The sequence below is a fragment of the Mycobacterium sp. C31M genome (assembly GCF_053345865.1).
The window spans coordinates 197289-223414 of the sequence record NZ_JBKFAX010000012.1 but is presented as its reverse complement, the minus strand read 5'-3'; the positions used below and the strand labels follow the sequence as shown (position 1 = coordinate 223414).

The window sequence follows — 26126 nt, the reverse complement described above, 5'->3', positions numbered from 1 at the left end:
CGACGATCACCTGGCGGTACTCGTCATACGGCGGCGGGTTGATCGACGGCAGGATCGTCAGGTTCACCCCGAACGGCTTGTCGGTCAGTTCCCGGGTGCGGGCGATCTCATTGGCAAGATCGGCCGGGGTCGGCTGGGTGAGCGCGGTGATGAAACCCAGCCCACCCGCGTTCGCGACCGCCGCGACCAGCTCGGCGCGACCCACCCACTGCATACCGCCCTGGGCGATGGGGTGCTCGACACCGAAGGCCTCGGTGAACTTGGTTACCAGTGCCATGTATTTCTCCTGACTTACCGGACTAGCAGGGAGGGCGCAGAGAGACGGTCAACGTCTCATCACTTGCGCAGGTTGCGGTATGCATTGCCGATGCGTTCGACAACCTCGGGGTGCCAGATGACCTCCCGGTACGCCATGGTCTCGTAGGTCAGTGCGGCGATGGGATCCATGGCGGGGGAGCGTAGTGCCATCTCTTTATTGTTCATCGCAGATGCTGTGGTCGTCCCTGCGATGGACAGTGCGAGTTCGGTTGCGGCGCTGACAGCTTGACCTGCCGGCACCATACGGTCCAGGAGGCCGATGCGGAGCGCCTCACCAGCGTCGATACGGTCGCCGGAGAAGGTCAGCAGCTTGGCTTGGCTGAGGCCGACGATCTTCCACAGCGGTGAGAAGTACGGTGTCAGGCCCATTTTGATTTGGGGAAAACCCATGATGACGTCATCTGACCCGATACGTATGTCGGCGAACACGGCGATGTCACAGCCGCCGCCGAGCGCGGGTCCGGAGACCGCTGCGATGGTGGGTTTGGCGTAGTCGAGAAGGGTGCTGTAGACGCGCATGCAGGCATCGGAATACTTGACCCGGGTCTCGCCCGTAAACCCGGACTGCAGCTGCAGGTCGAGACCGGCGCAGAACACGCTGTCGCCACCTGTGATGACCACACAAGCCACGTCGTCGTTGGTGCGCCATTCGTCGAGGCAGTCGCTGAGGTCTGCCATCAGTTCCAGGCTCAGCGCGTTGCGCCGGTCGAGTCGGTCGAAGGTGATGGTGCCGACGCCGTCGGCGATATCAGTCTTGATCTGCGTGTATTTGGTCATTGGTGTGGTTCCTTTCAAATATTCTCGGCAAGTGGTGTTTTCGTACTCGGGCTGTGGATCCGCGTGTGCTCAGCGGATGGATCGGGACGGTGTGACAGCCGGTCAGAGGCCAAGGTCCTTGCCTATGATTTCTTTCATGATCTCGGTCGTGCCGCCGTAGATGGTCTGGATGCGTGCGTCGGCGAAGGCGCGGCTGACCGGATACTCGCGCATATATCCGTAACCACCGTGCAATTGCAGACAGCGGTCTGCGACGCGAACCTGCAATTCGGTGGTCCACCACTTTGCCTTTGCGGCGCGTACCGCGGTCAGTTCGCCATGTGCGTGCTGCGCGACGCAGTGATCGATGTAGATGCGTGCGATGTCCAGTTCGGTGGCCAGCTCGGCAAGGATGAATCGACTGTTCTGGAACGTTCCGATGGGCCTTCCGAAGGCTTTTCGCTCGTTCACGTACTCAAGGGTCCGTGCGAGGATACCCTCGGCGGATGAAACGGCCGTCACCGCGAGCGACAGCCGCTCCTGAGGCAGGTTGTGCATGAGCTGGTAGAAACCTGAGCCCTCCTCGCCCAGCAGGTTCTCAGCCGGCACGCGGACATCGGTGAAGTTCAGCTCGCTGGTGTCCTGGCCGTGCAGGCCGAGTTTGTCGAGGTTTCTGCCCTTTTCGAAGCCCGGTGAGTCCGCTTCGACGACGAACAGTGAGAGTCCTTTGTGCTTGTCCTCGCTGGTGCGCGCGGCGACGATCACCACATCACAGTTCTGGCCGTTGGAGATGAACGTCTTGGCACCGTTGAGTACGTAATGGTCACCGTCGCGCACCGCGCGGCTGCGGATTCCGGAAAGGTCACTGCCGGCGCCCGGTTCGGTCATGGCGATGGCGCCGATCAGCGTGCCGTCGGTCAGGCCGGGCAGCCAGCGTTGTTTCTGTTCATCGGAGGTCAGCTCCAGGAAGTACGGTCCGACGACGTCGTTCTGTAATGCGATGCCCAGTCCGGCCGATGCGTAGCCGGCCAGCCCGAATTCCTCATCGAGGATGGCGTTGAATCGGAAGTCGTCGACCCCGGCGCCTCCGAATTGTTCGGGTGTGCCGAACAGCAGCATGCCGTGTTCGCCCGCCGCCGTGAACAGCGCGCGGTCCACGATCTTCTCTCGCTCCCACCGTTCAAAGTTGGGGACAACGATAGTTTCGATGAATTGTCGTACCGTGCCGCGGAACTGTTCGTGTTCGTCGTGGTAGACGTTGCGCGGTCCGGCGGTGGCTTCAAGCTGTTTGGCCATGGTGATCCTGTCGAGGGTCGGATGTGTCGAGGCGTGCTTCGGTGGCGGTGGCCAGATCTTTCAGGTGGGGGAGTCGGAACTTCTGCACCTTGCCGCTCGCCGTGGTCGGAATGCTCTCGACTACATGCCATTCGACGGGAAGCTTCGCCTTGGCCAGGCGGGCGTTATCGAGGTGGCGAAGGTAGCTGTCAGGGCCTTGCCACGTGATGTCCTCGGCGAGCACTACCCACGCGCCGACAGCTTCGCCGAATCGCTGGTGTGGCACCGCGATGACGGCGACTGCGCTCAGGTCGGGGTGGCTGAGTAGTGCTTGCTCGATGTCTTGAGTGGAGAACTTCTCGCCGCCGCGGTTGACGATGTCCTTGCTGCGACCCGTCATACGCACCCAGCCGTCATCGACAACGCCGATGTCACCTGGGTAGAACCACCCGTCGTCATCGAATTGCGCGGCGGTGACCTCGATGTCGGTGTATCCGTCGAAGAGCTGGGGTCCGCGGATCCGGAGTTCACCTTCGGCTCCCGGGGTTGTAGGGCACCGGTTCTCGTCGACGGCTTCGATCAGCATTCCTGGAAGGAGTCGTCCATCCCAGTTTTCCCGGCGCTCGGCTGGATCGGTGCGGTCTGCTCCGGTGCAGATGCCGGCAGTTTCAGTCATGCCATAGTTTCGGGTGGCGAAGATGCCGACCTCAGCGGCGTCGCGAATGAGTGCCGGAGGGATCGTTGCGCCCGCGCACATGTACGTGCTGAGACGGTGCTCTGGACCCGTATCTGCGCGATAGCGCGATACGAGGTCTTGCAGAAAGACTGTGGCCCCCATCATCAAAGTCACCTGTTCTGAGGCGATCACATCCACTGCTTCGTCAGGTCGCCAGGTCGGCAGAATCGCAGCCCGAGCACCGAGAAATGCAGGTAGCAGTAATCCGGCGACGAATCCACTCAGGTGAGACAGCGGAGTGCCGGCCGCGACCACGGTGGTGTGATCAAGTTTGCCTATGGCGGTCATGTTCCGCAGCTGTGCGATCAGCGACCGCGAGGATAAGACCGCACCTTTTGGAGCCGAGGTGGTACCAGAGGTGTAGAGGATCAGAGCGGGTTCGTGGGCGTCTGAGGGTTCCGGAAGAGCCGTCGAATAGCACTGTCCAGCAACGGCGATAGGTACTTCCTGCCAGCCTTCTGCCGTGCCGCCGACGAGATAGCGGAGGGCGGGCCGATGCCCGATCTGGGTCAGTATGTCGTCCACCTCGCTGCGGGGCGAGCGTTCTCCGATGGTCGCGGCGACAGCGATGGCCGCGGGACGTATGTCATCCAAGATTTGGCGAGTCTCATGCTCGCGGTAGATTGGGATGACCGGGACGTTCAGCGCGCCGATTCGGAATGCCGCTACCTGAAGCACCAACGCTTCCAGGCAATTCGGCAGTTGCACGACGACACGGTCGCCACGTGCCACACCGTGGCGAACCAGGTCCCACGCGACTGCGTCAACCCATGTGTCGAACTGCCGGTAGGTCATTCGCGTTCCGTTGAACATGAACAATTCACGATCTGGGCGCGCAGCGGCCTGCTGTCGAATAAGGTCGCCGACACGGTCATCAGTCCACAGGCCCAGCTCTGCGTAGCGCTGCTCGTGTTGAGGTGGCACGGTCGTTGCGCTCCTTGGCTCGCGGGCATTGCCCTCGCGGGCGTTGCGAATGACCGTACATGTTGTTCGACTTTTTGTAAAAACTCGAACAATATGTATGATTTTGCTGGCAGGTGAGGTCGATCCGATCCGCCCGCGAGAGCTCTGCCTACTTGCGCAGCTTCCCAGTGAGGACCACCGAATGTCTGACTACACATACCTATTGACCGCCGTCGAAGACGGCGTGGGCATCTTGCAACTCAATCATCCCGAGAAGCGGAACGCGCTGGGATGGGAACTGCACAACGAGATCATCGATGCGCTGGCCAACTGGGCCTACGACGACGACGTGGCCGCTGTGCTGATCATCGGCAACGAGGACTACTTCTGTGCTGGATGGGCACTCGACGTGCTGCAGGGGACTCAGGGCGAAGAGCGAAACAGTTTCACTGATCTTGCGTTGCGGTTCATGACTGCCCTCTACGACTATCGGAAGCCCACGGTAGCGGCGGTGGCAGGCGTCGCGCCTGGTTACGGCATGGATGTCGCCAACATGTGCGATGTGACAATCGCCTCGGAGAACGCTGCTTTCGGCTCTACTCAGGTGAAGTACGCGATGAACGGCTTCTACCACGGCATGCTCCGCAAGATGAACACCCAGCGCGCTCGCCGCATGTTCTTCACCGGCGATCCCATCGATGCTCGGGAAGCGCTCCGGGTCGGTCTGGTAGACGAGGTCGTCCCTGTCGGAAAGTTGCGCGAGACCGCCCTGACCCTGGCCAAGCAGATTGCCGAATCTGGCTCCGAACTGACCACGGTTCTCAAAGAGGTCGCGTTACGCGCACAGAACATGGACCATGTCGGTGCGACGGCCTACGAGTTGCGTGTCACCCAGGATCTGGTCCAGCGAGGATTGTTCGCCCGACGGATCGACGAGGGGATCCAGCGGTTGAAGTCCGGACAAAGCCGCGCGACCGAGCGGTTGGCCCGGCCATAACCACGTCAGGCCCATCATCTCTCGCCGGATTCAGCCGGCCTTCGCATAGAAATGGAGTCACCCTTGAGTAACACAACAGTCAGTGCAGAATTTCTGCGCGACTTCGGCAATCGGTGGGACCGCGCGTGGAACTCCCACGACACCGAACAGGTGCTGGCGCTCCTGCACCCAGAGATCATCTGGGAGGACACGGTCTTCTGGCCAGAGATCATCGAGGGCATCGAGACCATGCCGACCTACATCGACACGATCTGGAAAGTCATGCCCGACGTCCAGTTCGAAGAAGTCCAGTTCTTCACCGCGGTGCAGGACGGCCGTGCTCTTTACCTGTTCAGGCAGAGCGGTTCGGGGCCTGCGCGTTTCGGATCGGGGCGCTTCGATACGTACGGATGCGATATCTTCCTTGAGTTCCGCGACGGCCTGCTGTCGCGGTACCTGGCGCAGTACGAGATCACCGAAATGATGCGTCAGTACGGAGCATTGCCGCCCCGCCGCAACTTGATCGGCGGCAGCTATCTGTTGTCGCTGCTGGTCGCCTCACCGGATGCCGCGGGGCGCTGAGACGCCAGCGCGGCCCGCGTTCTGGTGCCGACTTCGTCCGGGTGCAGTGGCGCCGGGGCGGAGGAGAGCTCCTGAATCGTTTCGGCGAGATCAAGATTCGACCACGGCGCATGGTGCCGGATGCGGGACACCCGGTCGGGATGGCTCCACAGCGCGAACTCTGTTCCGTCGAAGCCGATGATCTGGCCGGTGATCGATCGTGCTTCCGGCGCTGCCAGTGCCACGACGATTCGTGCAACAGCAGCTGGATCGCCGAACACATCCCGTAGCGGACTGTCCGGACCACCCGAAAGGGCCAATACCGGTGCGGTCATATCGGTCAGCGCGACCGGATACAGGGCGTTCACACTGATCTGATGTCGGCGCAGCTCCACAGATAGGGCTCTTGTCAGTGCGTTGACCCCACCCTTTGCCGCTGCGTAATTGCTCTGACCTATCAGGCCGAAGAGGGCACTGCCAGAGGTCACATTCAGCACAGCGCCCCCGCCGGACCTCATCACCCGCGCTGCCGCCCGACACATCAGCCAGGTACCGCGGAGGTGCACGGCAAGCACCTCGTCGAACTCCTGGACTGTCATGTTCAGCAAGCTCTTGTCCCGGGTGATTCCGGCGTTGTTCACGACGAAGTCCACCGAGCCAAAAGTCATCCCGCAATGACTGACCAACGTGTCGACGGTGCTCTCATCAGCGACCGAACCCGTCACGTAGCCGATCTGCCCCTTCCGGGCACCCAACGCATCGCGGGCAGTTTTGCAGGCTTCCTCTGAACGACCGTTGATGACTACATTGGCGCCGGCGTCAGCCAAGGCCTCCGCGATGGCAAGTCCGAGGCCGCGGGTCGACCCTGTGACGATCGCATTCAACCCACCGAGGTCCATCACGCGGGATCCGGCGCGTAAATGGCGTGCCATACGATGGAGGCCAGCGCCGCGACATGCCGACGTGTCTCAGCCGGGCCTGCCGGCCGAACCTGTTGGTAGAGGCCACGTTCAACCATCCACACCAACCACGCGGCGGTACTCTCCGGGTCGACGTCCATGCGTGCGCCCCCCACGTCCTGTGCGCGCCTGATATGTTTCGCCAACTCGACGTGGCCGATGGTGAGCAGAGTGTGGAATTCCTCGCGGACGCCGGGATCATTGACGGAGGTTTCGGCCAGCGCTGCGAGCAACTTGGCTCGGTGGTGGTAGGTCGCGACGAGTCCGGTGAAGATCTCGACGAGCTGAGCCTGCGTGACACCGGTATCAAGATCCATCCAACGGCGCGCCGAGGTCGCCACCTCGCCGACCACGCCTTGGCCGACGGCACGCAGCAGATGACCCATATCGTCGAAGTAGGAGTAAAACGTCGAGCGAGAAACGCCCGCCCGTGCGATGACCTGCTCGACCGAAATATCGGAGAAGCGCTCGGCTTCGGACAGCAAATCTTCGGCAGCGGTCACGATGCGGGCCACCGACGCCGCCCGTTGCAGCTGCCTCTTGGTCATCGAGTCCGAATCCGCGTTTCCGGCCATCCGGTCACTGTAGCCACCGGACGGATGGTTGATCGCCGCGCGCTGCGCCCTCATCGAATATCTGCATGGAGTCGCACCAGCGCGTTGAATTGCGCCAGCGACCAATCCATCGTTGTCACGTCTACATGCTGGTGTCCGATCACTATCGACAGGCCCAACGAAGAGAGTCGTTGGGCCAGCACCGGATCGGCCACCAGCCCGAGAATGGTTTCATAGATGATCTTGCGTCGCGTGCTGTCCACCTCGTCGCGGACCCGCGCGGCACGGGTGTCCGCGTTACTCCAGGCGCGTAGCGCGACTTCGGCGTCGTGGGGCACGATCTGTGCCAGCTCGCGTAGCTGATCCAGCCGCTGCGCCGGGTCGAGCGTGGTGGCGACTCTTGCGAGCAAGCGTTCGGTCAACTCGGTCTCCCAGTAAACGAGAAACTGGTCGATGAAGTCGTTCCAATCCCGAAACCAGTTGTAGAAAGACCCGGTACTCATCCCGATTGACCGGCAAAGTGTGGTCAAGCGGAGAGTCCCGAAGCCCTGTTCAGCCAATAGGTTGAGAGCGCCCTTGAAATAGTCGTCCTTGTTGACACTCGCCATGACCTTTTCAGCCGCCTTCCGTCCTACGGATCCGGGTATCGCACTCAGTCTGCACCGGACGTTCGATCCCCTGAGACCGCGATCACCGGCGCGAGGTAGCGAAGGTGGGTCGTCCGCGGCAGGTGAAAGCTATCGACTCTCAGGAGTGAACCGGACATGTTGCCGCTTGATACCGTTGATGAAGTTGCTGCTGAGGTAGGTCGGTTCACCGACAGTTTCAATATCGGGCAGACGGCGGAACAGCTCGCTGAAGATCGCTTTGAGTTGCAGCTTCGCGACATGACTGCCGAGGCAGTAGTGGGGGCCGCGTCCTCCGAAGCCGATGTGCTGGTTCGGTTTGCGGCTCAGGTCGAATCGGTACGGCTCGTCGAACCACTGGTCATCCCGGTTGCCCGAGTTGTAGAACAGAACGACCTTGTCTCCCGCTTCGATCGACGCACCGCCGAGTTCGAAAGGTTCCAGCGCGGTGCGCCGGAAAGTCATCACCGGGCTGGCCCATCGAATGAACTCCTCGATGGCATGGTCGATCCGGCCATCGAAGTCCTCAAGTAGGTAGGTGCGCTGTTCAGGATGCTGGGTGAGTGCAAGCAGCGCATGAGTGGTCGTCTGCTTAGTGGTGTCGTTGCCCGCGACGCACAACAGCACGAAAAACGACCGGATCTCCTCGTCGGTCAGCCTGACTCCGTCGACCTCAGCTTGGACCAGTGCCGAGATCAGGTCGTCGCGGGGGGATTCGCGCCGTGATTCGATCAGTTCCTGGCAGCGGTTGTGCAGGGTCGTGATTCCGGTGAACATAGTGGTGAGTGGATCCGCGGGCGCGCTTTCGTCATCCCATGCCGCCATCTGGGCGGCTGCATGGGTCACCTCCAGACGTTGTTCCTCGGGGATTCCGATCATCTCCGACACCGTCCACATCGGCAGTTGTTCGGAGACTGCTTCCACGAACTCGACGTCGTCGCTACGGCCGGCGATGCCGTCGACGATCCGGTGTGCCTGGTTGTAGATCTGATCGCTGATCAGGTTGATGCGGCGCGGCGTGAACACGGAACTCACAACGCGTCGCACCTTGCCGTGGCGCGGTTCGTCCATCGACAAAATCGATGACGCTGCTTCCAGGACTTCGTTGGGCATGTCCTCGAACGTGACGCCGCCTGTGGCCGAGGAGAACACCTCAGCTCGTCGACTCGCGGTCACGATGTCTTCGAGTCGGGTCACCGCCCAATATCCCGGCGGCGAGTCCTGACCGAGTAGATCCATCATCGGGCTGCGGATGGGGCGCTGCCAGCTGACGGGTCGATCACGGCGTAACTCCGCGAAGAGGGCCTCCCGTTCGTCGCTGGGACCTGCCCAGACGCGTGGCGCTGACAGATCGATGGGGTCGTGCGATCGCTTCGTGACGGCGGTGGTCATGACACTCCTTCCAACGTTGTCGGCTCGGCACGGGGCATGAGCCACGTCACAAAAGTAGCATAAAATGAGTTATGTTCTAGAAAGTTCGACAACGGCCGCACGTCCCTCGGGCAAGTCGTAGGCTGCGTCTTAATGTTGTGCAACAGGTAGTTTCGGGCTATCGCTCGCTTCGGCAGTCGGTAGCGCCCTTCTGTGTGCATAATGATGATTCTGCTTGCGGGTGGCGAATGTCGTGCGCCCGACCGCGGACTGGGAGGGGCTCGGCGGCGGGTGTATCGCACGGCGATTCCTACGCATGGCTAAGCAAAATTTAATAGTTATTTGAAATCTAGGCCATGCAGGCGGCCGGGCTGCGGCGCTTGGGTCCATTGGGCGGATGGAGTGGGCCGAGTTGCCTCGGGTTCGGGTTGCGTTCCCCGTTAGCTGTACCGAAGTCGATCTTTAAGTCTGACGGACGCGTCAAAGTGGAGCTGCCTGCAACTACGTCGCCGGTTGTGGCGCCACTTAAGGGCAACTGGCCCACGCGGGTTGCGTTTCTAGTTTAACTTTGATTCGATTCGTGAGCTGAGTCACTTGGTGGTGGCACTGTGACTGCGACATAGGGCAGGGAAAAGGTGCGAATGTGAGAAGTTCAGCAAGCCTCGTCGGCACCTGGGTGTACGCCGACTGGAGGTTATGACCAACATGGTTCTGAAAGCATTGGGCTCGTCGAAGCCACTGCGGGGAGTCGGGGGCTTCTTCGCCATGTCGCTGGACACTGCCGTCGCAGCGTTTCAGCCGCCGTTTGCATGGCGCGAATTCGTCCTACAGACATGGTTCGTGGCTCGGGTTTCCCTGCTCCCGACACTCATGCTGTCCATCCCTTTCACCGTGCTGACGGTCTTCACCTTCAACGTGTTGCTCGCCGAGTTCGGGGCCGCAGACTTCTCGGGCACTGGAGCGGCTCTTGGGGCTGTTACTCAGATCGGTCCGATCGTCACGGTGCTGGTTGTCGCCGGCGCAGGCGCCACCGCAATGTGTGCGGATCTGGGTGCCCGCACCATTCGTGAGGAGCTCGATGCTCAACGGGTCATGGGTATCAATCCGATCCAGGCGCTCGTGGTGCCAAGGGTCCTCGCCGCGACCCTTGTGGCGCTGCTGTTGTCATCGCTGGTGATTCTGGTCGGACTTGCCGGCGGCTTCGCGTTCTCTGTCTTCTTCCAGAACGTCACCCCCGGCGCGTTCGTGGCCGGCCTGACTCTTGTCACCGGTGTGGGTGATGTCGTGGTCTCGCTGATCAAGGCGACGTTGTTCGGTATGACGGCCGGGCTGATCGCCTGCTATATGGGCACGACGGTGAGTGGTGGTCCCGCCGGGGTCGGCAACGCGGTCAACGAGACGGTGGTGTTCTCCTTCCTGGCCCTTTTCGTCATCAATATCTTCATGACCGCCGTGGGAATCAAGGTGACTCTGTGAGCGTCAAAATGTCAGTGAGGCAACAGTTCCCGAAGCTGGCGCGTCGATCGAGAAACTGGCACGCCGGTTGGACGAGGATCGGTCAGCAGACCCAGTTCTATGGCCGCACGCTGGCGTCAGCGGTCGACGTCCTCGTTCATTACAAGACCGAGTTGGTCAGGCTGATCGCCCAGATGAGCCTGGGGACGGGCGCGCTCGCGGTCATCGGCGGGACGGTCGTCATCGTCGGCTTTCTCACCATTTCCACCGGAGCCCTGGTCGCCGTGCAGGGATACAACCAGTTCGCTCAGGTGGGCGTGGAGGCCCTCACCGGTTTCGCATCTGCTTACTTCAACGTGCGCCTGATCGCGCCGCTCACTGCCGCGATCGCGATGGCGGCCACCATCGGCGCCGGGGCGACCGCGCAGCTGGGCGCCATGCGCATCAACGAAGAGATCGACGCGTTGGAAGTGATGGGTGTGCGTTCGCTCGCCTATCTGGCGTCCAGCCGGGTCCTGGCCGGCGTCATCGTCGTCATCCCGCTGTACTGCGTGGCCGTCATCATGTCCTTCCTGGCTGCCCGGTTCGGAACCACGGTGATCTACGGTCAGTCGACCGGCGTGTACGACCACTACTTCCGCACGTTCCTGATCCCGACCGACCTCATCTGGTCGTTTGTCCAAGCGGTGGCCACCGCTGTGGTCATCATGCTTGTGCATACCTATTACGGCTTCACCGCCGCAGGTGGCCCCGCGGGCGTCGGCGAGGCTGTCGGGCGCGCCACCCGGACCTCCCTGGTAGTGGCCGTCTTCGTCACTCTCCTGGTCACACTGTCCATTTACGGGCAGTCCGGCAACTTCAACCTGGCGGGCTGAGTCGTGGCACGCAGAGCAGGGGAGCCACGCATCCACCCGGACTGGTGGACCGGGATACTCATCCTCTTGACCATCGGCGCGCTGGCGCTGACATGGGCACTGTTCAACGGCTCGTTCAACCGGTACATACCCGTGACGCTCAAATCCGACCGCGCCGGCCTGGTGATGGAGGTCGGCGCAAAGGTCAAACTTCGCGGCGTGCAGGTCGGCCACGTCGGCTCTGTCACCGGCGGCGCAGACCCGGTGAGTCTGCACCTCGAGCTCGACCCCGACAAGGTGCGTTACCTACCGGCCAACGTGCAAGCCAGGATCGCGTCGACCACGATCTTCGGCGCCAAGTACGTCGATCTGATCTACCCGGAAGATCCATCGAACAAGGTCCTGGCCGCGGGCGCTGTTCTGCAGTCGCAGAACGTCAGCACCGAAGTGAACACGGTGTTCCAGAACCTCGTCGGTGTGATCGACAAGATCGATCCCGCCAAGCTCAATACCGTCTTCTCCGCGCTCGCCGAAGGTGTGCGCGGGCAGGGACCCCGAATGGGCGAGGCCACCACCGCGGCGAACGAAGTGCTGATCGCGCTCAATCAGCGCTCGGAGGTCATCGGTGAGGATTGGCGCGCATTCCGCGACTTCAACGACACTTACCACGCGGCGGCGCCCGACATCGTGCGGGTGCTCGATGCCGCGGCAACCACCAGCGCCACCGTCACCGAGCACGCCCGTGAGCTGGATTCGCTGCTGCTCAATGTCATCGGGTTCTCGCAGAGCGGTACCCAGTTGATCGGTCCTAACAAGGACAACCTGGTTCGCGCGATCAACACACTGCAACCGACAACCGGTCTGCTCAACAAGTACAACCCGATGCTGACCTGTCTCCTCGTCGGCGGTAAGAACGCGATCGACTTCGGCCAAGCCGCCTACACCGGTGGTGCGAACGGGAAATCCCTGATCGTGGACGCCGCACTGCTACTCGGCGACGATCCCTACCGATACCCGCAGAACCTGCCGATCAACGGCGCCAAGGGCGGACCGGGCGGCAAGCCCGGCTGTGGGTCGCTACCCGATGTGGCCAAGAACTGGCCGGTGCGCACCCTGATCGCGAACACCGGATGGGGCACGGGGTTGGACAACCGGCCCAATCCCGGAATCGGATTCCCCGGCTGGGCCAATTACTTCCCGGTGACCCGCGCGGTGCCGGAACCGCCGAGCATCCGCTACCCCGGCGGCCCGGCACCGGGCCCGTTCCCGTACTTCGGTGCACCGCCCTACGGTGCACCGCTGTACGGCCCGGGAGGTGTGCCGCTGTTCCCCGGCGTTCCCCCCGCACCGCCGGCGGCCCCCATCCCACCTGGTATCGGCGGCCCGTCCCCGGTTCCGCCAGGGACGGCGCCCGCTCCATGAAAGAACTCGCCGTCGCAAATCTTGAGAGGCCAGAGGAATGAAGGACAACCTGTCAGGCGCAGCCTGGCGGCTCATCGTCTTCATCGTCGTCGCCGTTTTCGGAATGTTCGCGCTCCTCACCGTTTTCGCGCAGTTCCGTTTCGGTGAAGCGCGGACGTTTCGAGCGGTTTTCACCAACGTCACCGGACTGGAGAACGGCAACTTCGTTCGCATCGCCGGCGTCGAGGTCGGAAAGATCGACAACATCGCGCTGAACAAGGACAGCACCGTCACGGTCGAGTTCACTGCCGACGATTCGGTGATCCTGACCGAAGGTAGCCGGGCTGCAATCCGGTACGACAACGTGATCGGTGGCCGCTACCTCGCATTGGAGGAGGGCGCCGGTTCGGTGCAGCGGCTGCAGCCGGGTGCCACGATCCCCGTCGACAGGACGTCGCCGGCTCTGGACCTCGACGCATTGATCGGCGGATTCCGCCCGCTGTTTCGAGCCTTGGATCCCGATCAGGTCAACGCACTGAGCGGACAGCTCCTTTCGGCACTCCAAGGCCAGGGTGCCACTGTGGGATCGTTTCTCTCGCAGACCGCGGTGTTGACGAATACCCTTGCCGACCGCGACGAACTGGTCGGGCAGGTCGTCAACAATCTGAATACCGTACTGGGCTCACTGGCTGATCAGAAGGACAAGTTCGGTACCGCCGTGGACTCGCTCTCCGAGCTCGTACAGACGCTGGAAGCCCGCAAGAGTGACCTGTCCACCGCGGTGGCGTATACAAACGAGTCGGCGGCGAGCATTGCCGACCTGCTGGCGCAGGCCCGCCCACCGCTGAAAGAGACGGTCAATCAGACCGATCGGGCGGCCGGCATCGTGGTGGCAGATCACGATTACATGGACAACCTGCTTGCCGAACTGCCGGAGTCCTACCGGATCCTCGGCCGACAAGGGCTCAACGGTGACTACTTCTCCTTCTATATCTGCGACCTCGTGCTGAAGCTCAACGGCAAAGGTGGACAACCGGTTTACGTGAAACTGGCCGGACAAGACTCTGGTAGGTGCACCCCACGATGAAGACCTTTCAGGAACGCAACCCGGCAGTTATCGGCATCATCGGAGTCGTCGCCGTCGGCACGATCGGATTCGGGGTGCTCAACTACGACAAGCTGCCGTTTGTGTCGTCACAGAAGAGCTACGCTGCGCACTTCGCCGAAGCGGGTGGTCTGACATCAGGTGCTGCGGTACAGGTTTCGGGCTTCGAGGTCGGGAAGGTGCAGAGCGTCACGCTCGACGGGCCACGCGTGCTCATCAAGTTCAGCGTCGATGACAGTGTGCAACTCGGCGACCGGACCGAAGCGGCCGTCAAGACCAAGAGTCTGCTCGGCTCCAAGATCCTGGACATCACCCCCCGCGGCGGGGGCGTAGAGGACGGTGTCATCCCGCTCGAGCGCACCACCTCGGCCTATCAACTGCCGGATGCAATCGGCGACATCACGGCCCAGATCAGTGGTCTCAACACCGACCAGCTGTCGAACTCGTTGTCCACCCTGGCCGAGACCTTTCGTGACACCCCGGAGGATCTCCAGGTAGCCGTCAATGGTGTGGCCCGGTTCTCCGAGACCCTCAACCGCAGGGACGAACAGCTGCGCCAACTGCTGGCCAACGCAAACAAGGCCACCACAGTTCTGGGCGAGCGCAGTGACAAGATCGTTCAGCTCGTCCGGGACTCCAACGCACTGCTGGTCGCATTGCAAGGTCAAAGTGCCGCGTTGGACCAGATCTCCAACAACATCACGGCTCTCGCGTCGCAGATCAGCGGCTTCATCGCCGACAATCGGGACACCCTGAAACCTGCGTTGGACAAACTCAACGGCGCCCTCGCGATCGTGGACAACCGCAAGGTCGAGGTCCAGCAATCCATCAAAGGCTTCACCAGTTACGTCTTCTCGCTGGGGGAGTCGGTGTCCTCGGGCCCGTTCTTCAAGGCCTATCTGTCCAATCTCCTTCCCGGACAGTTCATTCAGCCGTTCATCGATGCCGCGTTCTCGGATCTCGGCCTGGACCCGAATGTTCTCGCTCCGTCGGAGCGGACAGACCCGCAGGTCGGTCAGCCCGGCTTGCCCGCTTTGCCGGTGCCTTTCCCGCGTACCGGGCAGGGCGGCGAGCCGCGTCTGACGATCCCCGACGCCATCACCGGCAATCCGGGTGATCAGCAGTGCGGTCCGCCGGGTATTCCGCTGCCGGGCCCAGGTTGTTACCCCTACCGTGATCCCGGGCCACAACCCGCGCCGGGTGGGCCGCCGCCGGGCCCGCCGGCGCCGCCACTGCCCGGGCAGGAATCCACCCCCGAACCCACACCCGGACCGGTCTTGCACCACGCCCCAGGTGAACTCGCCCCCGACGGCAGCCCGGTCGAATCAGGAGACAGTCAGCCATGACACAGCCGCGAATTCGGATCTGGCTGGCGCTTGTGCTGGCGGTCGTGACGGTGGTGGGCCTGGTCCTGGTCATCAGGACGACCTCCGATATCACCCGTACCAAGTTCACCGCCTACTTCGACAACACCAACGGCCTGTTCGTCGGCGACGAGATCCGCATTCTCGGCGTACCGGTCGGCGAGATCGACAGCATCGATGTCGAACCCGATCGCGCCAAGGTCGGTTTCTGGATCAACGACGACCAGAGGGTTCCCGCCGACGTCAAGGCCGTAATTCTGGCGCCTTCCCTGGTGACTGCGCGGGCCATCCAGTTGACCCCCGTCTACACCAGCGGACCGGTCCTGGCAGATGACAGCGTCATCCCTGAGGAGCGCACCGCGGTGCCGGTGGAATGGGACGAGGTGCGCGTGCAGCTGCAGCGGTTCACCGAGATGCTGCAACCCACTGAACCCGGAGGTGTCAGCACGCTGGGTGCGCTGGTCAACACCGCCGCGGACAATCTGCGCGGACAGGGTGCCAACATCCGTGACACCCTGATCAAACTGTCGCAGGCGACATCAGCCTTGGGCGATCACAGCTCGGATCTGTTCAGCACGCTGCGCAACCTGTCGCTGCTGGTGTCTGCTCTGCAGGACAGCTCCGATGTGATGTCGCAGCTGAACCAGAACCTGGCGTCGGTGACCTGGGCCCTGGCCGACGACCCGGATGAGATCAGTTCTGCGGCAACCAGTGTCAGCGAGGTCTCGAAGGATGTCGCCACCTTCGTCACCGCCAACAAAGAGGCGCTCGGCACCACATCGGACAAGCTCGCGTCGGTCTCGCAGGCGCTGACCGACAGCGTCGACGACATCAAACAGTTGCTGCACATCTCCCCGACAGTGCTGCAGAACTTCATCAACATCTATCAGCCTGCACAGGGCACATTGACCGGAGCACTGTCGACCAACAACTTCAGTGACCCGATCAGCTTCCTGTGCGGCGCGATTCAGGCTGCGTCCAGGCTCGGTGCCGAACAATCGGCGAAGCTCTGCGTGCAGTACCTTGCGCCGATCGTCAAGAACCGTCAGATGAACTTCTTCCCGATCGGTGGTAATCCCTTGGTGGGTGCCGTCGCACGGCCCAATGAAGTCACCTACAGCGAGGATTGGATGCGTCCCGACTTCGTTCCGCCGCTGCCGCCGGCCGCCGCCCCTGCTCCGCCGATCGCGGCACCCTCGCCCGAGGTCCCGCCGCTGCCCGCCGAGGCACAGCAGACCGACCCCGCTGCCGGACTGCCGGGCATGATGATGCCCACCGGAGCAGGCTCATGATCAGATGCCGAGGCGCGGTTGCCCGATCGTTGGGTGTAACCGTGACAATGTCTGTGCTGCTAACCGGATGTGCCGATTGGCGTGGTCTCAACTCGCTGCCCATGCCGGGGACCGCCGGCGGCGGGCGGGGATCTTTCACGATCCGTGCGGAAATGCCGGATGTGAACAACGTTCAACAGAACTCCCGGGTCCGGGTCGGCGATGTCAATGTCGGTACGGTCACCGAGATCGAACGTCAGGGATGGCACGCGGTACTCACCATGACCCTGGACGGCAACGTCGATCTGCCTGCCAACGCGACGGCGACCATCGGGCAGACCAGCCTGCTCGGTTCGCTGCACATCGAACTGGCGCCGCCGGTGGCCGAGCCGGCCGAAGGCAGGCTTCGGGAGGGTTCGGTCATCCCGCTGATGTCCGGCGGCGCCTACCCGTCCACGGAACAGACCTTGGCTGCGGTGTCGATGTTGCTCAACGGTGGCGGCATAGGCCAGATTCAGGACATCACAACAGCTCTCAGCACTGCATTTGCCGGTCGCGAGAGTGATCTGCGCAGCCTCATCACCGAGCTCGACAGATTCATCGCAAACACCAACCAGCAGACCGACGACATCATCTCGGCGACCGACAGCCTGAACAACCTGGTGTCGGACTTCGCCGAACAGGACCCGATCGTCGACAAGGCGCTGACCACCATCCCGGATGCGCTCAACGTCCTCAGGGCGGAACGCGACAGCCTCGCCGAGGCGCTTGATCAACTCGGCAAGTTCAGCGCTTTGGCGGCGGACTCCAGCAACCAGACCAAGGAAGCTCTTGTCCAGGAGCTCAAAGACATTGCGCCGGTTCTGAAATCGCTCGCGGACTCCGGTCCGGCGCTCACTAGGTCGTTGGGTTTCTTCACTGTCTACCCGTTCGCACAGGAGACACTGGACAAGTGGTTCCGCGGGGATTACGCGAACTTGACGGCGGTCATCGATCTCACCCTGAGCCGTATCGACTCGTCGTTCTTCACCGGAACGCGGTTCGAGGGCGATCTCACTGAGCTCGAAATGCAGTGGGGGCGCACGATCGGTCAGCTGCCCAGTCCGTACACCGCGGTCAATCCGTTGGTAGTTCCGTATCACCTGAATCAGGGGCGATAGATGGTACTCAGCAGACGGATCCTCACCCAGCTGGCGTTTTTCGCCGTCATCACGTTGGCGGGCGGATCGACCATGATCTTCAACTACATGGGCCTGCCCAATCTGCTGTTCGGCGTCGGGCGTTACAAGGTGAGCGTGCAGCTCCCCGCCGCAGCCGGCCTGTACGAGAACGCCAACGTGACCTATCGAGGTACCAATGTCGGTCGAGTCCAGAGCGTCTCGCTGACCGAATCCGGTGTCACCGCGGAGCTGTCGCTGAAATCCGACATCCCGATCCCGAGTGACCTCACCGCTGAGGTGCACAGCGCATCGTCAATCGGTGAGCAGTATGTCGCTCTGCTCCCCAGCAGCGACACCGGACGCTTGGCCGAAGGCGACGTCATCCCGCTGAACCGCACATCGGTGCCACCGGACATCAGCGAATTGCTCGCGGCAGCGAACAACGGGCTGGAAGTCATCCCGCGCGATAACTTGCAGACCGTGGTCAGCGAGGCATCGACAGCGGTCGGAGGGCTGGGACCAGACCTGGCGAGACTGGTCAAGGGGTCCACCACACTGGCCATCGACGCACGCAACAACCTGGATGCGCTGACGAACCTGATCGACGACTCGAGACCGATCCTGGATTCCCAGACCGCCACGGCCGGATCGATCGAAGCGTGGGCGTCGAATCTGGCTTCGGTCACTCAACAGTTGAAGAATGAAGATCAGGCCGTGACGGGCATCTTGCAGGTCGGGCCGCGAGCTGCTGACGAGGTGCGCCAGCTTTTCGACCGTCTGCAGCCGACGCTGCCGGTGGTGCTGGCCAATCTGGTGACACTCGGCGATGTCGCGGTTACCTACCAGCCGCACTTGGAACAGCTCCTGGTCCTTGCGCCGTCGGCGGTAGAAGTCGTGCAGGGCGCCGGACTGACAAACCGCAACACCAAACAGGACTACAAGGGTGCATTCCTGAGCTTCAACCTCAATCTCAACCTGCCGCCACCATGTCTGACCGGCTATCTCCCCCCGCAACAGGCACGACCGACCAGCCTGACGGACTATCCTGAGCGCCCGGCCGGCGACTTCTATTGCCGGGTGCCGCAGGACTCGATGTTCAACGTGCGCGGCGCGCGTAACCTGCCGTGCGCCACCCGGCCGGGAAAACGGGCACCCACGGTGAAGATGTGCGAGAGCGACGAGAACTACGCGCCGCTCAACGATGGCTTCAACTGGAAGGGCGATGCCAACGCGACGTTGTCCGGCCAGCCGGTGCCCCAGGCGCCGCCGGGTCAGGTCCCTGCACCGCCGCCGGCCGCAGCGGCGGTGGCCCCGATACCTCCCGTTGCGGTCGCTGAGTACGACCCCGCTACCGGTAGCTACCTGGGTCCGGACGGAAAGCGGTACACCCAAGCGAATTTGGCCAACAACGCACAGGAGCAGACATGGCAGTCGATGCTGATGCCACCGAAGAGCTGACCGACGTCAACACCGCCGAGGAATATCCCGACGATGGTGAACGGACCACATCCAGGGCCAAGCGGTCACCCCGCCGGATCGCGGTGGCCGCCGGGCTGACCGGTGTCCTCGCAGTCGGTGGGTTGTGCGGCTGGCTCGGACTACGCGCCGTCCAGGCGCAAGCGATCGACGACGAGCACGCGGCGTTCATTCAGGTCGCTCGGCAGGGCGCGATCAACCTGACGACCATCGATCATTCGGAGGCAGAGGCCGACGTCGCACGGATCCTCGACTCGGCCACCGGTACGTTCTATGACGATTTCAGCGCACGCGCGGAACCGTTCATCGATGTGGTGAAGAAGGCTCAATCCACCTCGGAGGGAACCGTCGTTTCGGCCGGGTTGGAGTCTGTGTCGGATGACGAGGCTCAGGTATTGGTGGCGGTCAATGTCACGACGACAACTGCCGACGGCGCTGAGCAGCAGCCGAGATCGTGGCGGATGCGCATCTCGGTCCAGCAGAGGGGCGACGCGGTGAAGGTATCCAACGTTGCCTTTGTCCCGTGACTGCTGCCGCAACTGATCCGAATCGAACCGAAATCACCACCGAGAGGCCCGCAGTGCCCACCAACCTCGCCACTGACGTAGAACTATCGCATTCTCCTGAGGCATCAGAGCACGTCGACAGCGTCGATGTCGCATCTGCCGCCGCACAGTCTCGGCGCGGCCACTGGCGTAGCGTGCTCGCCTACATCGTGCTCCCGGTGGTGATCGTCGCCCTCAGCGGCCTGGCGGGTTGGCTGAAGTGGGTCGACGGTTCGGCGCGTGCGGCACAGGTTGCCGCTGACGAGTCGGTTCAGGCGGCGCGGGAGATCACAGTGGAATTGCTTTCCTACCAACCGGATACGGTCGACGACACCCTGCCGGCCGCGCAATCACGACTCACCGGGGCCTTCCGGGACTCCTACGGTCAACTCATCCAGGAAGTGGTGATCCCCGGCGCGCAGGAGCAGAAGATCTCGGCCATCGCCAACGTCACGGCCGCGGCATCGGTGTCGGCCAGTGCCGATCGAGCCACGGTGCTGGTATTCGTGAATCAGACGTCGATCGTCGGCGCGGATGCGCCGACCGATACCGCGTCCAGCGTGCAGGTCGGCCTGGAACGGGTCGACGGGCAGTGGCTGGTATCCGACTTCACGCCGATCTAGGGGTCCACCCGATCCTGCGCGATCACGGCATCGTGTACCCGCCGCTCACCGAGATCATCTGACCGGTGACCTGCCGTGCGGCGTTCGGCGATGCGAACCACAGCACCGACCTGGCGACATCTTCGGCGGTGGTGAGTCGACGCATCGGTGTGTCCTTCAACATGAAGCCGATCTGCTTGGGGTTGAACACGTCGTCCTCGCCGACCGCCCACAGACTCTCGGCACCCACCGCGTCCGGGCCGTCGGGCATTACCAGTCCCGGGCAGACGATATTGGAGCGAATGCCATGGCGTCCGTGCTCGCGGGCGGTGGTGCGGGCAAAGGCGACCATGGCAGCCTTGGTCGCTCCGTAGATGCCCTGGCGGATCTGGCCGAAGGCGGCATCGCTGGCGATGAAGATGATGGATCCCTCGCCGGCCTCCTTCATGGGGCCGATCACCGACTGGGTGGCCGCGACCGCGCTGAAGAAGTTCACTTCCACCGTCCGCTGCCACTTCTGCCGATCGGTGTCGGTGGCGACGAACCCGGGCACGCTCCAACCGGCATTGTTTACCAGCACGTCAACACCACCCCATCGGGAGACAGCAGCCCCCACGGTGCGTTCGGCGCCCCCGGGTTCGGTGAGGTCCTCGATGGCAATCTCGACGGCAGCCGCACCGCGCGCCAAGGCCTCGTCGCGCACCTTCTCCGCCTGCGGTGCATCAATGTCGTTCAACACGATTCGAGCGCCCTCGGCGGCGAACTCGTGCACGATCCCGCGCCCGATGTTGGATGCGCCACCGGTGATGACAACCCGTGCGTTCGACAGTCCCAGATCCATGTTGCGTCCTTCCAGGCGGCCCGGCGGTTGAAACCACTCCACCAATTGATTTAACCTAGATTAGAAATTTCCGATAGATTTGTCTATGTCGGTACGTATCGATGGGAGAACCTCAGGTGGAGAAACTGCTCCAGGGCAAGGTCGCGGTCGTCACCGGCGCAGCGCAGGGCATCGGACTGGAGATCGCCCGCACCCTGTACCAGCATGGAGCCCAGGTTGTCCTCGCCGACCTGGACGACGCGGCGGGTCGACGTGCCGTGGAAGAGGTGGCCGGGCCCAGCGTCGGTTGCGGCAGCGCCGTATGCGACGTGACGTCCGAGGATGATGTCCGTGCGCTGGTGGCCGATACGGTGCGGGACTACGGAAGACTCGACATCTTCGTCAACAACGCCGGAATCACCCGGGACGCCTCGCTCAAGAAGATGCAGGTTGCCGATTTCGACTCGGTGATCACGGTGCATCTGCGCGGCACCTGGCTGGGAATCCGTGAAGCATCCGCGGTCATGCGGGAGCAGAAATCGGGCAGCATCATCAATATCTCGTCGCTGTCCGGCAAGTCCGGCAATCCCGGACAGACCAACTACAGCGCGGCGAAGGCGGGCATCGTCGGTCTCACGAAGGCGGCGGCGAAAGAGGTCGCCCACCACAACGTCCGGATCAACGCGATTCAGCCCGGACTGATCCGCACCCCGATGACCGCGGCGATGCCGGCCGAGGTGTTCGCCCAACGTGAGGCGGACGTTCCGATGAAGCGAGCAGGTGAACCCGGCGAGGTCGCCGGGGCCGTGGTGTTTCTCGGCTCGAACCTGTCCAGCTACATCACGGGTTCGGTCATCGAGGTCGGCGGCGGGAGATACATGTGACCGAGGTTCTCAGCGATATCCGGGACGGCGTCGGGCGGATCACGCTCAACCGCCCGGACCGGATGAACGCCATCAACGTCGCGTTGGCCTCCGAGTTGGGCGCGGCCATCACCCGGTTCGGCGACCGCAAGGACGTGAACCTCATCCTGATCCGCGGTGCGGGCGGAAACTTCTGTGCCGGTGGTGATTTTGATGAGGTGCAACGCCTCCGGGCCGACAGCAGCACCGCCTTGCGGACATTGTTCACCACCTTCAAGGATGCCTGCGAGGCCATCGGTCGCGCCCAGGTACCGGTGGTGGCCGCGGTGGAAGGAGTGGCTGCGGCCGGCGGTTTCGAGCTCATGCAGGCGGCCGATATCGTGCTGACCGCCAACGAAGCGCGCATCGCCGACAACCACATCAACTTCGGGATGATCCCGGGCGGGGGCAGCACGGTTCGCCTGCCTCGCATCGTCGGCAGGCAGCAGGCGCTGGGGCTGCTGTTGTCGGGAGACAAGATCAGCGGTTTCGACGCCGTCGAGATCGGACTGGCCTACACCTCGTTCCCGGCGGACACGTTTGACGCGTCAGTCGAAGCCTTCGTCGCAAAGCTCGCCGGCCGTGACCGCTCGGCAGTGACGGCCATCAAGCGATTGGTCACCGAGGGCCTCGACAAGGACTTTGCCGCGGCCAACCTTGACGAGACCAACGCGGTGGTGTGGCGGTTGAGTGGCGAGGCAGGCCAGGCCGGCGTATCCGCATTCAAAAACAGGGAGGCCAACCCATGACAGAGACCATTTACACCCCGGTGCTGCGTGAGGTGACACCTACCGGCATCGCCAGAGTCCGGCTCAACAGTCCGCAGATTTCGAATGGCCTGAACGTCGTGACCCTCAAAGCGTTGCACGAGGTGATCCTGTCCTGCCATGCCGATCCCGACGTCAAGGTGGTGCTGCTCACCGGCGAGGGGCGCAACTTCTGCGCCGGGGGAGACGTCCACACGTTCGAATCCAAAGGGGTCGGACTTCCCGACTACCTCCGGGAGGCCACGGCCTGGCTGCAACTGGCCACGGCAGCGCTGTTCCAGCTGAAGGTCCCGGTGGTTACCGCCGTCCAGGGTTTCGCGGCCGGCGGTGGCGGCCTCGGACTGGTCTGTGCCTCGGACATCGTGGTCGCGGCCCGGTCGGCGAAGTTCTTCTCGGGTGCCGTGCGGGTCGGGATGGCGCCGGACGGCGGCTCGTCGGTGACGCTCGCCCAACTCGTCGGGTTGCGGCAGGCCCTGCGGATTCTGCTGACCAACCCGACCCTGACGGCGACCGAGGCCGCCGAGATCGGATTGATTACCGAGGTGGTCGATGACGACGATCTGGTCACCCGCGCCGAGGCGATCGCCGACGAATTGGCCGCGATGCCGACGCTGGCGCTGTCGGCGACCAAACGGCTCGTCTGGTCGGGAGTCGGCGCCTCCATCGAGGAGCGGTTGCCCGAGGAGTCGCGCACGGTGTCGGAGCTGTCCGGTACTGCCGATGCGTTGGAGGGCCTGCGGGCCGTCATCGAACGCCGCACCCCGAGGTTCATCGGGCGATGACTGTTCTCGTCGAGAACGACGGCGGTGTCCGCATCCTCACCCTCAATCGGCCGGGAGTCCGCAACGCGATCGACATCCCGTTGCGGCTCGCGCTCGCCGACGCACTTGAGGCTGCCGATGCCGACACTGATGTCCGGGTGATCGTGCTGACCGGCACCGGCAACACCTTCTGCTCCGGTGGCGATATCTCCACGATGAAGCTGATGTCGGAGGCCGACGCGCTTCAGCGGGCGCAGCTCGCGCAGCGGGTCATCCGTGCCATCTGGAACACGCCCAAGCCGGTGCTGGCCGCGGTGGAAGGCGCTGCGTTCGGTGCCGGCGCCGCGTTGGCGGCGGCCTGTGACCGCATCGTCGCGGCCCGCGACGCGCGGTTTGCCACCACCTTCACCAACGTCGGTCTGGCCGGTGACATGGGTGCCTTCGTGTCGCTGCCGCGACGGATGGGTGTGGCGCGTGCCCGACAGATGATGCTGCTACCGGAACCGATCACGGCTGAGGTCGGGCTGCAGTGGGGACTGGTCGACGCCTGCGTCGACGCGGGGGACGCGCTGTCCGCGGCGCGCGCCGACGCAGCCCGCCTGGCGGCCGGTCCGGCGCAGGCCTACGGCGTGATCAAGACGATGCTGGCTGTCGCACCCACCCTTCATCCGCTCGACGTCCTCGACCAGGAAGCGGCCCACCAGGCAAAGCTTTTCGGCAGCGATGACTTTGCCGAAGGCATCGCAGCCTTCTCTGAGAAACGGCGACCATCGTTCGGCACACGACAAGGAGTGCACACATGACCTCTGTGATCGATCCCAGCGCCGGCACGGGTAGCCGCTATGAGAAGCTGATCCGCCCAGAACGGGTTCACGGCAGCCTCTACAGCGACCCGAGTATCTACGCCGAGGAACTGGAGAAGATCTGGTACCGGACGTGGGTGTTCGTCGGCCACGAAAGCGAGGTTGCGCAACCCAACGACTACGTGCGCAAGAAGCTCGGCCCGCAGGACGTCATCATGACGCGCGATCGTGACGGCGAAATCCATCTGCTGCTGAACCGCTGCGCACATCGCGGTAACCAGGTGTGCGACGACGCCAAAGGCAATTCGAGTACTTTCCGATGCCCGTATCACGGGTGGACCTTCCGCAACGACGGCGACCTTATCGGCTTCCCGTTCTTCAAGGGGTACAACGGCCGCAAACTGGATCTGGCCATGGGTCGGGTGCCCCGCGTCGATTCGTACGGCGGCTTCGTTTTTGGCAGCTTCGCCCCTGACGGGCCGTCGTTGGTGGAACACCTCGGTGCCGCAGCCGGCGAGATCGACCGCCTCACCCGGCTGTCGCCGGAAGGGCGCGTGGAACTCACCGCCGGGTGGCTGCAGCACAAAGCCCGCGCGAATTGGAAGCTGCTGGCCGAGAACGAGACCGACGGATATCACCCGCAGTTCGTGCACGGTTCGATCTTCGGTGTCACCGGCAGCACCATCGGCCCGCTCTACAGCGACTCCTCGATCGCGGTGACGCGTGATCTCGGTGACGGCCACAGCGAGAACGACCTGCGACCCGAATTCCGCAAGTACGCGCAGCCGATGCGGTGGTTCGGCACCACGGAGTCCCGCGTACCCGACTACGTCGCCGCCATCCGGGCCAAGCACGGTGATGCCGCCGAGGAGATCCTCATCGAGGGCGCGCCGCACGTCATGATCTTCCCTAACCTGTTCATCGCCGAAATCCAGGTCTTCAACATCCAGCCCACCGGCGTGGACGAGTGCGTCCAGTACGCCACCGCGGTGCAGTTGGCCGGCGCCCCGGAATTGAACCGGCGCATGGTGTCCCAGTGCATCGGCTCGGTCGGGCCTGCCGGCATGTTGCTGGCCGACGACACCGAGATGTATGAGCGCAACCAGCAGGGCATCGCGGCGCTGAGCCCGGAATGGCTGGACGTCCGCCGCGGGATGCATCGGGAAACGGTCGATGAGAACGGGTTCAAGATCGGCACCAACACCGACGAGACCGGCATGCGTGGCTTCTGGTCGCACTACAAGACACTGATGGAGAGGGACTGAAGCCGTGACCGCGTCCTTGAGAGGAACAGACAGTCTCGCACCCGTTCCCGACGGCTTTGATCGGCACGAGGTGGAGCAGTTCATCTACCGCGAAGCCCGCCATGCCGACGAGAACGACTATGACGCGTGGGAAGCGCTGTGGACCGACGATGCGCTCTATTGGGTCCCGGCGGACACGAATCCCTCTGACCCGACGCGGCAGATGTCGATCATTTTCGACAATCGCAGCCGGATATCCACCCGACTCAAGCAGGTACGCACCGGCCGACGGTATGCGCAGGCGCCACCGTCGCATCTGCGCCGTTTGATCTCCAACATCGAATTTCTCGGTGGCCGGCTCGGCGCCGACGGATCGACGGATCTGGAGGTGGGCGCGAATTTTGTTGTGGTGGAGGCACGCCCACGTGGAAATCACATCTGGGGTGGCCGGGTCACCTACCAGCTGCGCAGGGTCGACGGCGAACTGAAGCTGGCGTACAAGAAGGTCCAACTCGTGGACGCCGACAAGCCGATTCCAACATTGAGCTTCCTCATCTAAGG

The 26126-nt window shown here is 63.1% G+C and carries 27 protein-coding genes; 18 read left to right on the top strand and 9 right to left on the bottom strand.

The window, feature by feature from the left end; genetic code table 11:
- From ACLBYA_RS19690 to ACLBYA_RS19675, 4 genes are all read right to left on the bottom strand, one after another.
- Window positions 1–277, bottom strand: a 277-nt coding sequence (locus ACLBYA_RS19690) for an NAD(P)H-dependent flavin oxidoreductase (RefSeq protein WP_447711109.1), incomplete at its 3' end; no start/stop codon positions are given.
- A 59-nt stretch (window positions 278–336) separates the two neighbouring features.
- Window positions 337–1095 (bottom strand): enoyl-CoA hydratase/isomerase family protein, encoded by a 759-nt coding sequence (locus ACLBYA_RS19685; RefSeq protein ID WP_447711108.1) that lies wholly within the window; start codon window positions 1093–1095, stop codon window positions 337–339.
- Window positions 1096–1197: 102 nt separating this feature from the next.
- Window positions 1198–2370, bottom strand: a complete 1173-nt coding sequence (locus ACLBYA_RS19680) for an acyl-CoA dehydrogenase family protein (RefSeq protein ID WP_447711107.1) — start codon at window positions 2368–2370, stop codon at window positions 1198–1200.
- Window positions 2354–4009: a class I adenylate-forming enzyme family protein gene (locus ACLBYA_RS19675; protein ID WP_447711106.1), complete on the bottom strand. Its 1656-nt coding sequence runs from the start codon at window positions 4007–4009 to the stop codon at window positions 2354–2356. The genes ACLBYA_RS19680 and ACLBYA_RS19675 overlap by 17 nt, the downstream gene beginning before the upstream one ends.
- A gap of 202 nt (window positions 4010–4211) precedes the next feature.
- Here ACLBYA_RS19675 and ACLBYA_RS19670 point away from each other — a divergent pair, with 202 nt between their 5' ends.
- Together ACLBYA_RS19670 and ACLBYA_RS19665 are read left to right on the top strand one after the other, a co-directional pair.
- A complete protein-coding gene (locus tag ACLBYA_RS19670; protein WP_447711105.1) occupies window positions 4212–4985 on the top strand; it encodes an enoyl-CoA hydratase/isomerase family protein in 774 nt (257 codons plus the stop codon).
- 51 nt (window positions 4986–5036) lie between these two features.
- Complete coding sequence (locus ACLBYA_RS19665) at window positions 5037–5546, top strand: nuclear transport factor 2 family protein (protein WP_447711104.1); 510 nt, start codon at window positions 5037–5039, stop codon at window positions 5544–5546.
- Here the strand turns inward: ACLBYA_RS19665 and ACLBYA_RS19660 are convergent.
- The 4 genes from ACLBYA_RS19660 to ACLBYA_RS19645 form a co-directional block, all read right to left on the bottom strand.
- Window positions 5498–6424: an SDR family NAD(P)-dependent oxidoreductase gene (locus ACLBYA_RS19660; protein WP_447711124.1), complete on the bottom strand. Its 927-nt coding sequence runs from the start codon at window positions 6422–6424 to the stop codon at window positions 5498–5500. The two genes, ACLBYA_RS19665 and ACLBYA_RS19660, sit on opposite strands and share 49 nt — an antisense overlap.
- Window positions 6424–7113: a TetR/AcrR family transcriptional regulator gene (locus ACLBYA_RS19655; RefSeq protein WP_447711103.1), complete on the bottom strand. Its 690-nt coding sequence runs from the start codon at window positions 7111–7113 to the stop codon at window positions 6424–6426. Before ACLBYA_RS19655 ends, ACLBYA_RS19660 begins: the two co-directional genes overlap by 1 nt.
- Entirely contained in the window at window positions 7110–7646 is a 537-nt protein-coding gene (locus ACLBYA_RS19650) for a TetR/AcrR family transcriptional regulator (protein WP_447711102.1), read from the bottom strand. The genes ACLBYA_RS19655 and ACLBYA_RS19650 overlap by 4 nt, the downstream gene beginning before the upstream one ends.
- A gap of 129 nt (window positions 7647–7775) precedes the next feature.
- On the bottom strand, window positions 7776–9056 hold the full coding sequence (locus tag ACLBYA_RS19645) for a cytochrome P450 (protein ID WP_447711101.1): 1281 nt from the start codon (window positions 9054–9056) through the stop codon (window positions 7776–7778).
- A gap of 675 nt (window positions 9057–9731) precedes the next feature.
- On the opposite strand from ACLBYA_RS19645, the gene ACLBYA_RS19640 reads away from it, so the two are divergent.
- From ACLBYA_RS19640 to ACLBYA_RS19595, 10 genes are all read left to right on the top strand, one after another.
- Entirely contained in the window at window positions 9732–10511 is a 780-nt protein-coding gene (locus ACLBYA_RS19640; RefSeq protein ID WP_447711100.1) for an MlaE family ABC transporter permease, read from the top strand.
- An 8-nt stretch (window positions 10512–10519) separates the two neighbouring features.
- Window positions 10520–11365 (top strand): ABC transporter permease, encoded by an 846-nt coding sequence (locus ACLBYA_RS19635; RefSeq protein ID WP_447711123.1) that lies wholly within the window; start codon window positions 10520–10522, stop codon window positions 11363–11365.
- Window positions 11366–11368: 3 nt separating this feature from the next.
- A complete protein-coding gene (locus ACLBYA_RS19630) occupies window positions 11369–12766 on the top strand; it encodes an MCE family protein (RefSeq protein ID WP_447711099.1) in 1398 nt (465 codons plus the stop codon).
- 37 nt (window positions 12767–12803) lie between these two features.
- Entirely contained in the window at window positions 12804–13832 is a 1029-nt protein-coding gene (locus tag ACLBYA_RS19625; RefSeq protein WP_447711098.1) for an MCE family protein, read from the top strand.
- Window positions 13829–15196: an MCE family protein gene (locus tag ACLBYA_RS19620; protein WP_447711097.1), complete on the top strand. Its 1368-nt coding sequence runs from the start codon at window positions 13829–13831 to the stop codon at window positions 15194–15196. Before ACLBYA_RS19625 ends, ACLBYA_RS19620 begins: the two co-directional genes overlap by 4 nt.
- Window positions 15193–16506 carry an MCE family protein gene (locus ACLBYA_RS19615; RefSeq protein WP_447711096.1) on the top strand — a complete coding sequence of 438 codons (1314 nt, stop codon included), beginning with the start codon at window positions 15193–15195 and terminating at the stop codon, window positions 16504–16506. The genes ACLBYA_RS19620 and ACLBYA_RS19615 overlap by 4 nt, the downstream gene beginning before the upstream one ends.
- 47 nt (window positions 16507–16553) lie before the next feature.
- Window positions 16554–17645 (top strand): MCE family protein, encoded by a 1092-nt coding sequence (locus ACLBYA_RS19610; RefSeq protein ID WP_447711095.1) that lies wholly within the window; start codon window positions 16554–16556, stop codon window positions 17643–17645.
- Complete coding sequence (locus ACLBYA_RS19605) at window positions 17646–19103, top strand: MCE family protein (RefSeq protein ID WP_447711094.1); 1458 nt, start codon at window positions 17646–17648, stop codon at window positions 19101–19103. It abuts the gene before it with no gap.
- Window positions 19070–19648 carry a hypothetical protein gene (locus tag ACLBYA_RS19600; protein WP_447711093.1) on the top strand — a complete coding sequence of 193 codons (579 nt, stop codon included), beginning with the start codon at window positions 19070–19072 and terminating at the stop codon, window positions 19646–19648. The genes ACLBYA_RS19605 and ACLBYA_RS19600 overlap by 34 nt, the downstream gene beginning before the upstream one ends.
- Window positions 19649–19821: 173 nt before the next feature.
- The gene (locus ACLBYA_RS19595) at window positions 19822–20289 is read left to right on the top strand and encodes a hypothetical protein (protein WP_447711092.1); all 468 of its coding nucleotides are present in this window, start codon (window positions 19822–19824) and stop codon (window positions 20287–20289) included.
- 22 nt (window positions 20290–20311) lie between these two features.
- Here ACLBYA_RS19595 and ACLBYA_RS19590 read toward each other — a convergent pair whose 3' ends face one another.
- Window positions 20312–21109 (bottom strand): SDR family NAD(P)-dependent oxidoreductase, encoded by a 798-nt coding sequence (locus ACLBYA_RS19590; RefSeq protein WP_447711091.1) that lies wholly within the window; start codon window positions 21107–21109, stop codon window positions 20312–20314.
- 116 nt (window positions 21110–21225) lie between these two features.
- Between ACLBYA_RS19590 and fabG the strand changes: the two genes are divergently transcribed.
- From fabG to ACLBYA_RS19560, 6 genes are all read left to right on the top strand, one after another.
- The gene (gene fabG, locus ACLBYA_RS19585) at window positions 21226–21972 is read left to right on the top strand and encodes a 3-oxoacyl-ACP reductase FabG (protein WP_447711090.1); all 747 of its coding nucleotides are present in this window, start codon (window positions 21226–21228) and stop codon (window positions 21970–21972) included.
- A complete protein-coding gene (locus ACLBYA_RS19580; RefSeq protein WP_447711089.1) occupies window positions 21969–22739 on the top strand; it encodes an enoyl-CoA hydratase/isomerase family protein in 771 nt (256 codons plus the stop codon). Before fabG ends, ACLBYA_RS19580 begins: the two co-directional genes overlap by 4 nt.
- Window positions 22736–23539: an enoyl-CoA hydratase/isomerase family protein gene (locus ACLBYA_RS19575; protein ID WP_447711088.1), complete on the top strand. Its 804-nt coding sequence runs from the start codon at window positions 22736–22738 to the stop codon at window positions 23537–23539. Before ACLBYA_RS19580 ends, ACLBYA_RS19575 begins: the two co-directional genes overlap by 4 nt.
- Window positions 23536–24321 carry an enoyl-CoA hydratase/isomerase family protein gene (locus ACLBYA_RS19570; protein WP_447711087.1) on the top strand — a complete coding sequence of 262 codons (786 nt, stop codon included), beginning with the start codon at window positions 23536–23538 and terminating at the stop codon, window positions 24319–24321. The genes ACLBYA_RS19575 and ACLBYA_RS19570 overlap by 4 nt, the downstream gene beginning before the upstream one ends.
- Window positions 24318–25586, top strand: coding sequence for an aromatic ring-hydroxylating oxygenase subunit alpha (locus tag ACLBYA_RS19565; RefSeq protein WP_447711086.1), 1269 nt, complete (start codon window positions 24318–24320; stop codon window positions 25584–25586). The genes ACLBYA_RS19570 and ACLBYA_RS19565 overlap by 4 nt, the downstream gene beginning before the upstream one ends.
- 70 nt (window positions 25587–25656) lie before the next feature.
- A complete protein-coding gene (locus ACLBYA_RS19560) occupies window positions 25657–26124 on the top strand; it encodes an aromatic-ring-hydroxylating dioxygenase subunit beta (RefSeq protein WP_447711122.1) in 468 nt (155 codons plus the stop codon).
- Window positions 26125–26126 lie beyond the last annotated feature (2 nt).

Excerpts from the sequence above, each read along its gene's own strand:
- ACLBYA_RS19605 (WP_447711094.1), top strand. The coding sequence starts at position 17,646 with ATGGTACTCAGCAGACGGATCCTCACCCAGCTGGCGTTTTTCGCCGTC.
- ACLBYA_RS19600 (WP_447711093.1), top strand. The coding sequence starts at position 19,070 with ATGGCAGTCGATGCTGATGCCACCGAAGAGCTGACCGACGTCAACACC.
- ACLBYA_RS19610 (WP_447711095.1), top strand. The coding sequence starts at position 16,554 with ATGTCTGTGCTGCTAACCGGATGTGCCGATTGGCGTGGTCTCAACTCG.
- ACLBYA_RS19655 (WP_447711103.1), bottom strand. The coding sequence starts at position 7,113 with ATGAGGGCGCAGCGCGCGGCGATCAACCATCCGTCCGGTGGCTACAGT.
- ACLBYA_RS19650 (WP_447711102.1), bottom strand. The coding sequence starts at position 7,646 with ATGGCGAGTGTCAACAAGGACGACTATTTCAAGGGCGCTCTCAACCTA.
- ACLBYA_RS19665 (WP_447711104.1), top strand. The coding sequence starts at position 5,037 with ATGGAGTCACCCTTGAGTAACACAACAGTCAGTGCAGAATTTCTGCGC.
- ACLBYA_RS19565 (WP_447711086.1), top strand. The coding sequence starts at position 24,318 with ATGACCTCTGTGATCGATCCCAGCGCCGGCACGGGTAGCCGCTATGAG.
- ACLBYA_RS19640 (WP_447711100.1), top strand. The coding sequence starts at position 9,732 with ATGACCAACATGGTTCTGAAAGCATTGGGCTCGTCGAAGCCACTGCGG.
- ACLBYA_RS19685 (WP_447711108.1), bottom strand. The coding sequence starts at position 1,095 with ATGACCAAATACACGCAGATCAAGACTGATATCGCCGACGGCGTCGGC.
- ACLBYA_RS19620 (WP_447711097.1), top strand. The coding sequence starts at position 13,829 with ATGAAGACCTTTCAGGAACGCAACCCGGCAGTTATCGGCATCATCGGA.
- ACLBYA_RS19645 (WP_447711101.1), bottom strand. The coding sequence starts at position 9,056 with ATGACCACCGCCGTCACGAAGCGATCGCACGACCCCATCGATCTGTCA.
- ACLBYA_RS19635 (WP_447711123.1), top strand. The coding sequence starts at position 10,520 with ATGTCAGTGAGGCAACAGTTCCCGAAGCTGGCGCGTCGATCGAGAAAC.
- ACLBYA_RS19680 (WP_447711107.1), bottom strand. The coding sequence starts at position 2,370 with ATGGCCAAACAGCTTGAAGCCACCGCCGGACCGCGCAACGTCTACCAC.
- ACLBYA_RS19590 (WP_447711091.1), bottom strand. The coding sequence starts at position 21,109 with ATGGATCTGGGACTGTCGAACGCACGGGTTGTCATCACCGGTGGCGCA.
- ACLBYA_RS19660 (WP_447711124.1), bottom strand. The coding sequence starts at position 6,424 with ATGGACCTCGGTGGGTTGAATGCGATCGTCACAGGGTCGACCCGCGGC.
- ACLBYA_RS19625 (WP_447711098.1), top strand. The coding sequence starts at position 12,804 with ATGAAGGACAACCTGTCAGGCGCAGCCTGGCGGCTCATCGTCTTCATC.
- ACLBYA_RS19615 (WP_447711096.1), top strand. The coding sequence starts at position 15,193 with ATGACACAGCCGCGAATTCGGATCTGGCTGGCGCTTGTGCTGGCGGTC.
- ACLBYA_RS19575 (WP_447711088.1), top strand. The coding sequence starts at position 22,736 with ATGACAGAGACCATTTACACCCCGGTGCTGCGTGAGGTGACACCTACC.
- ACLBYA_RS19570 (WP_447711087.1), top strand. The coding sequence starts at position 23,536 with ATGACTGTTCTCGTCGAGAACGACGGCGGTGTCCGCATCCTCACCCTC.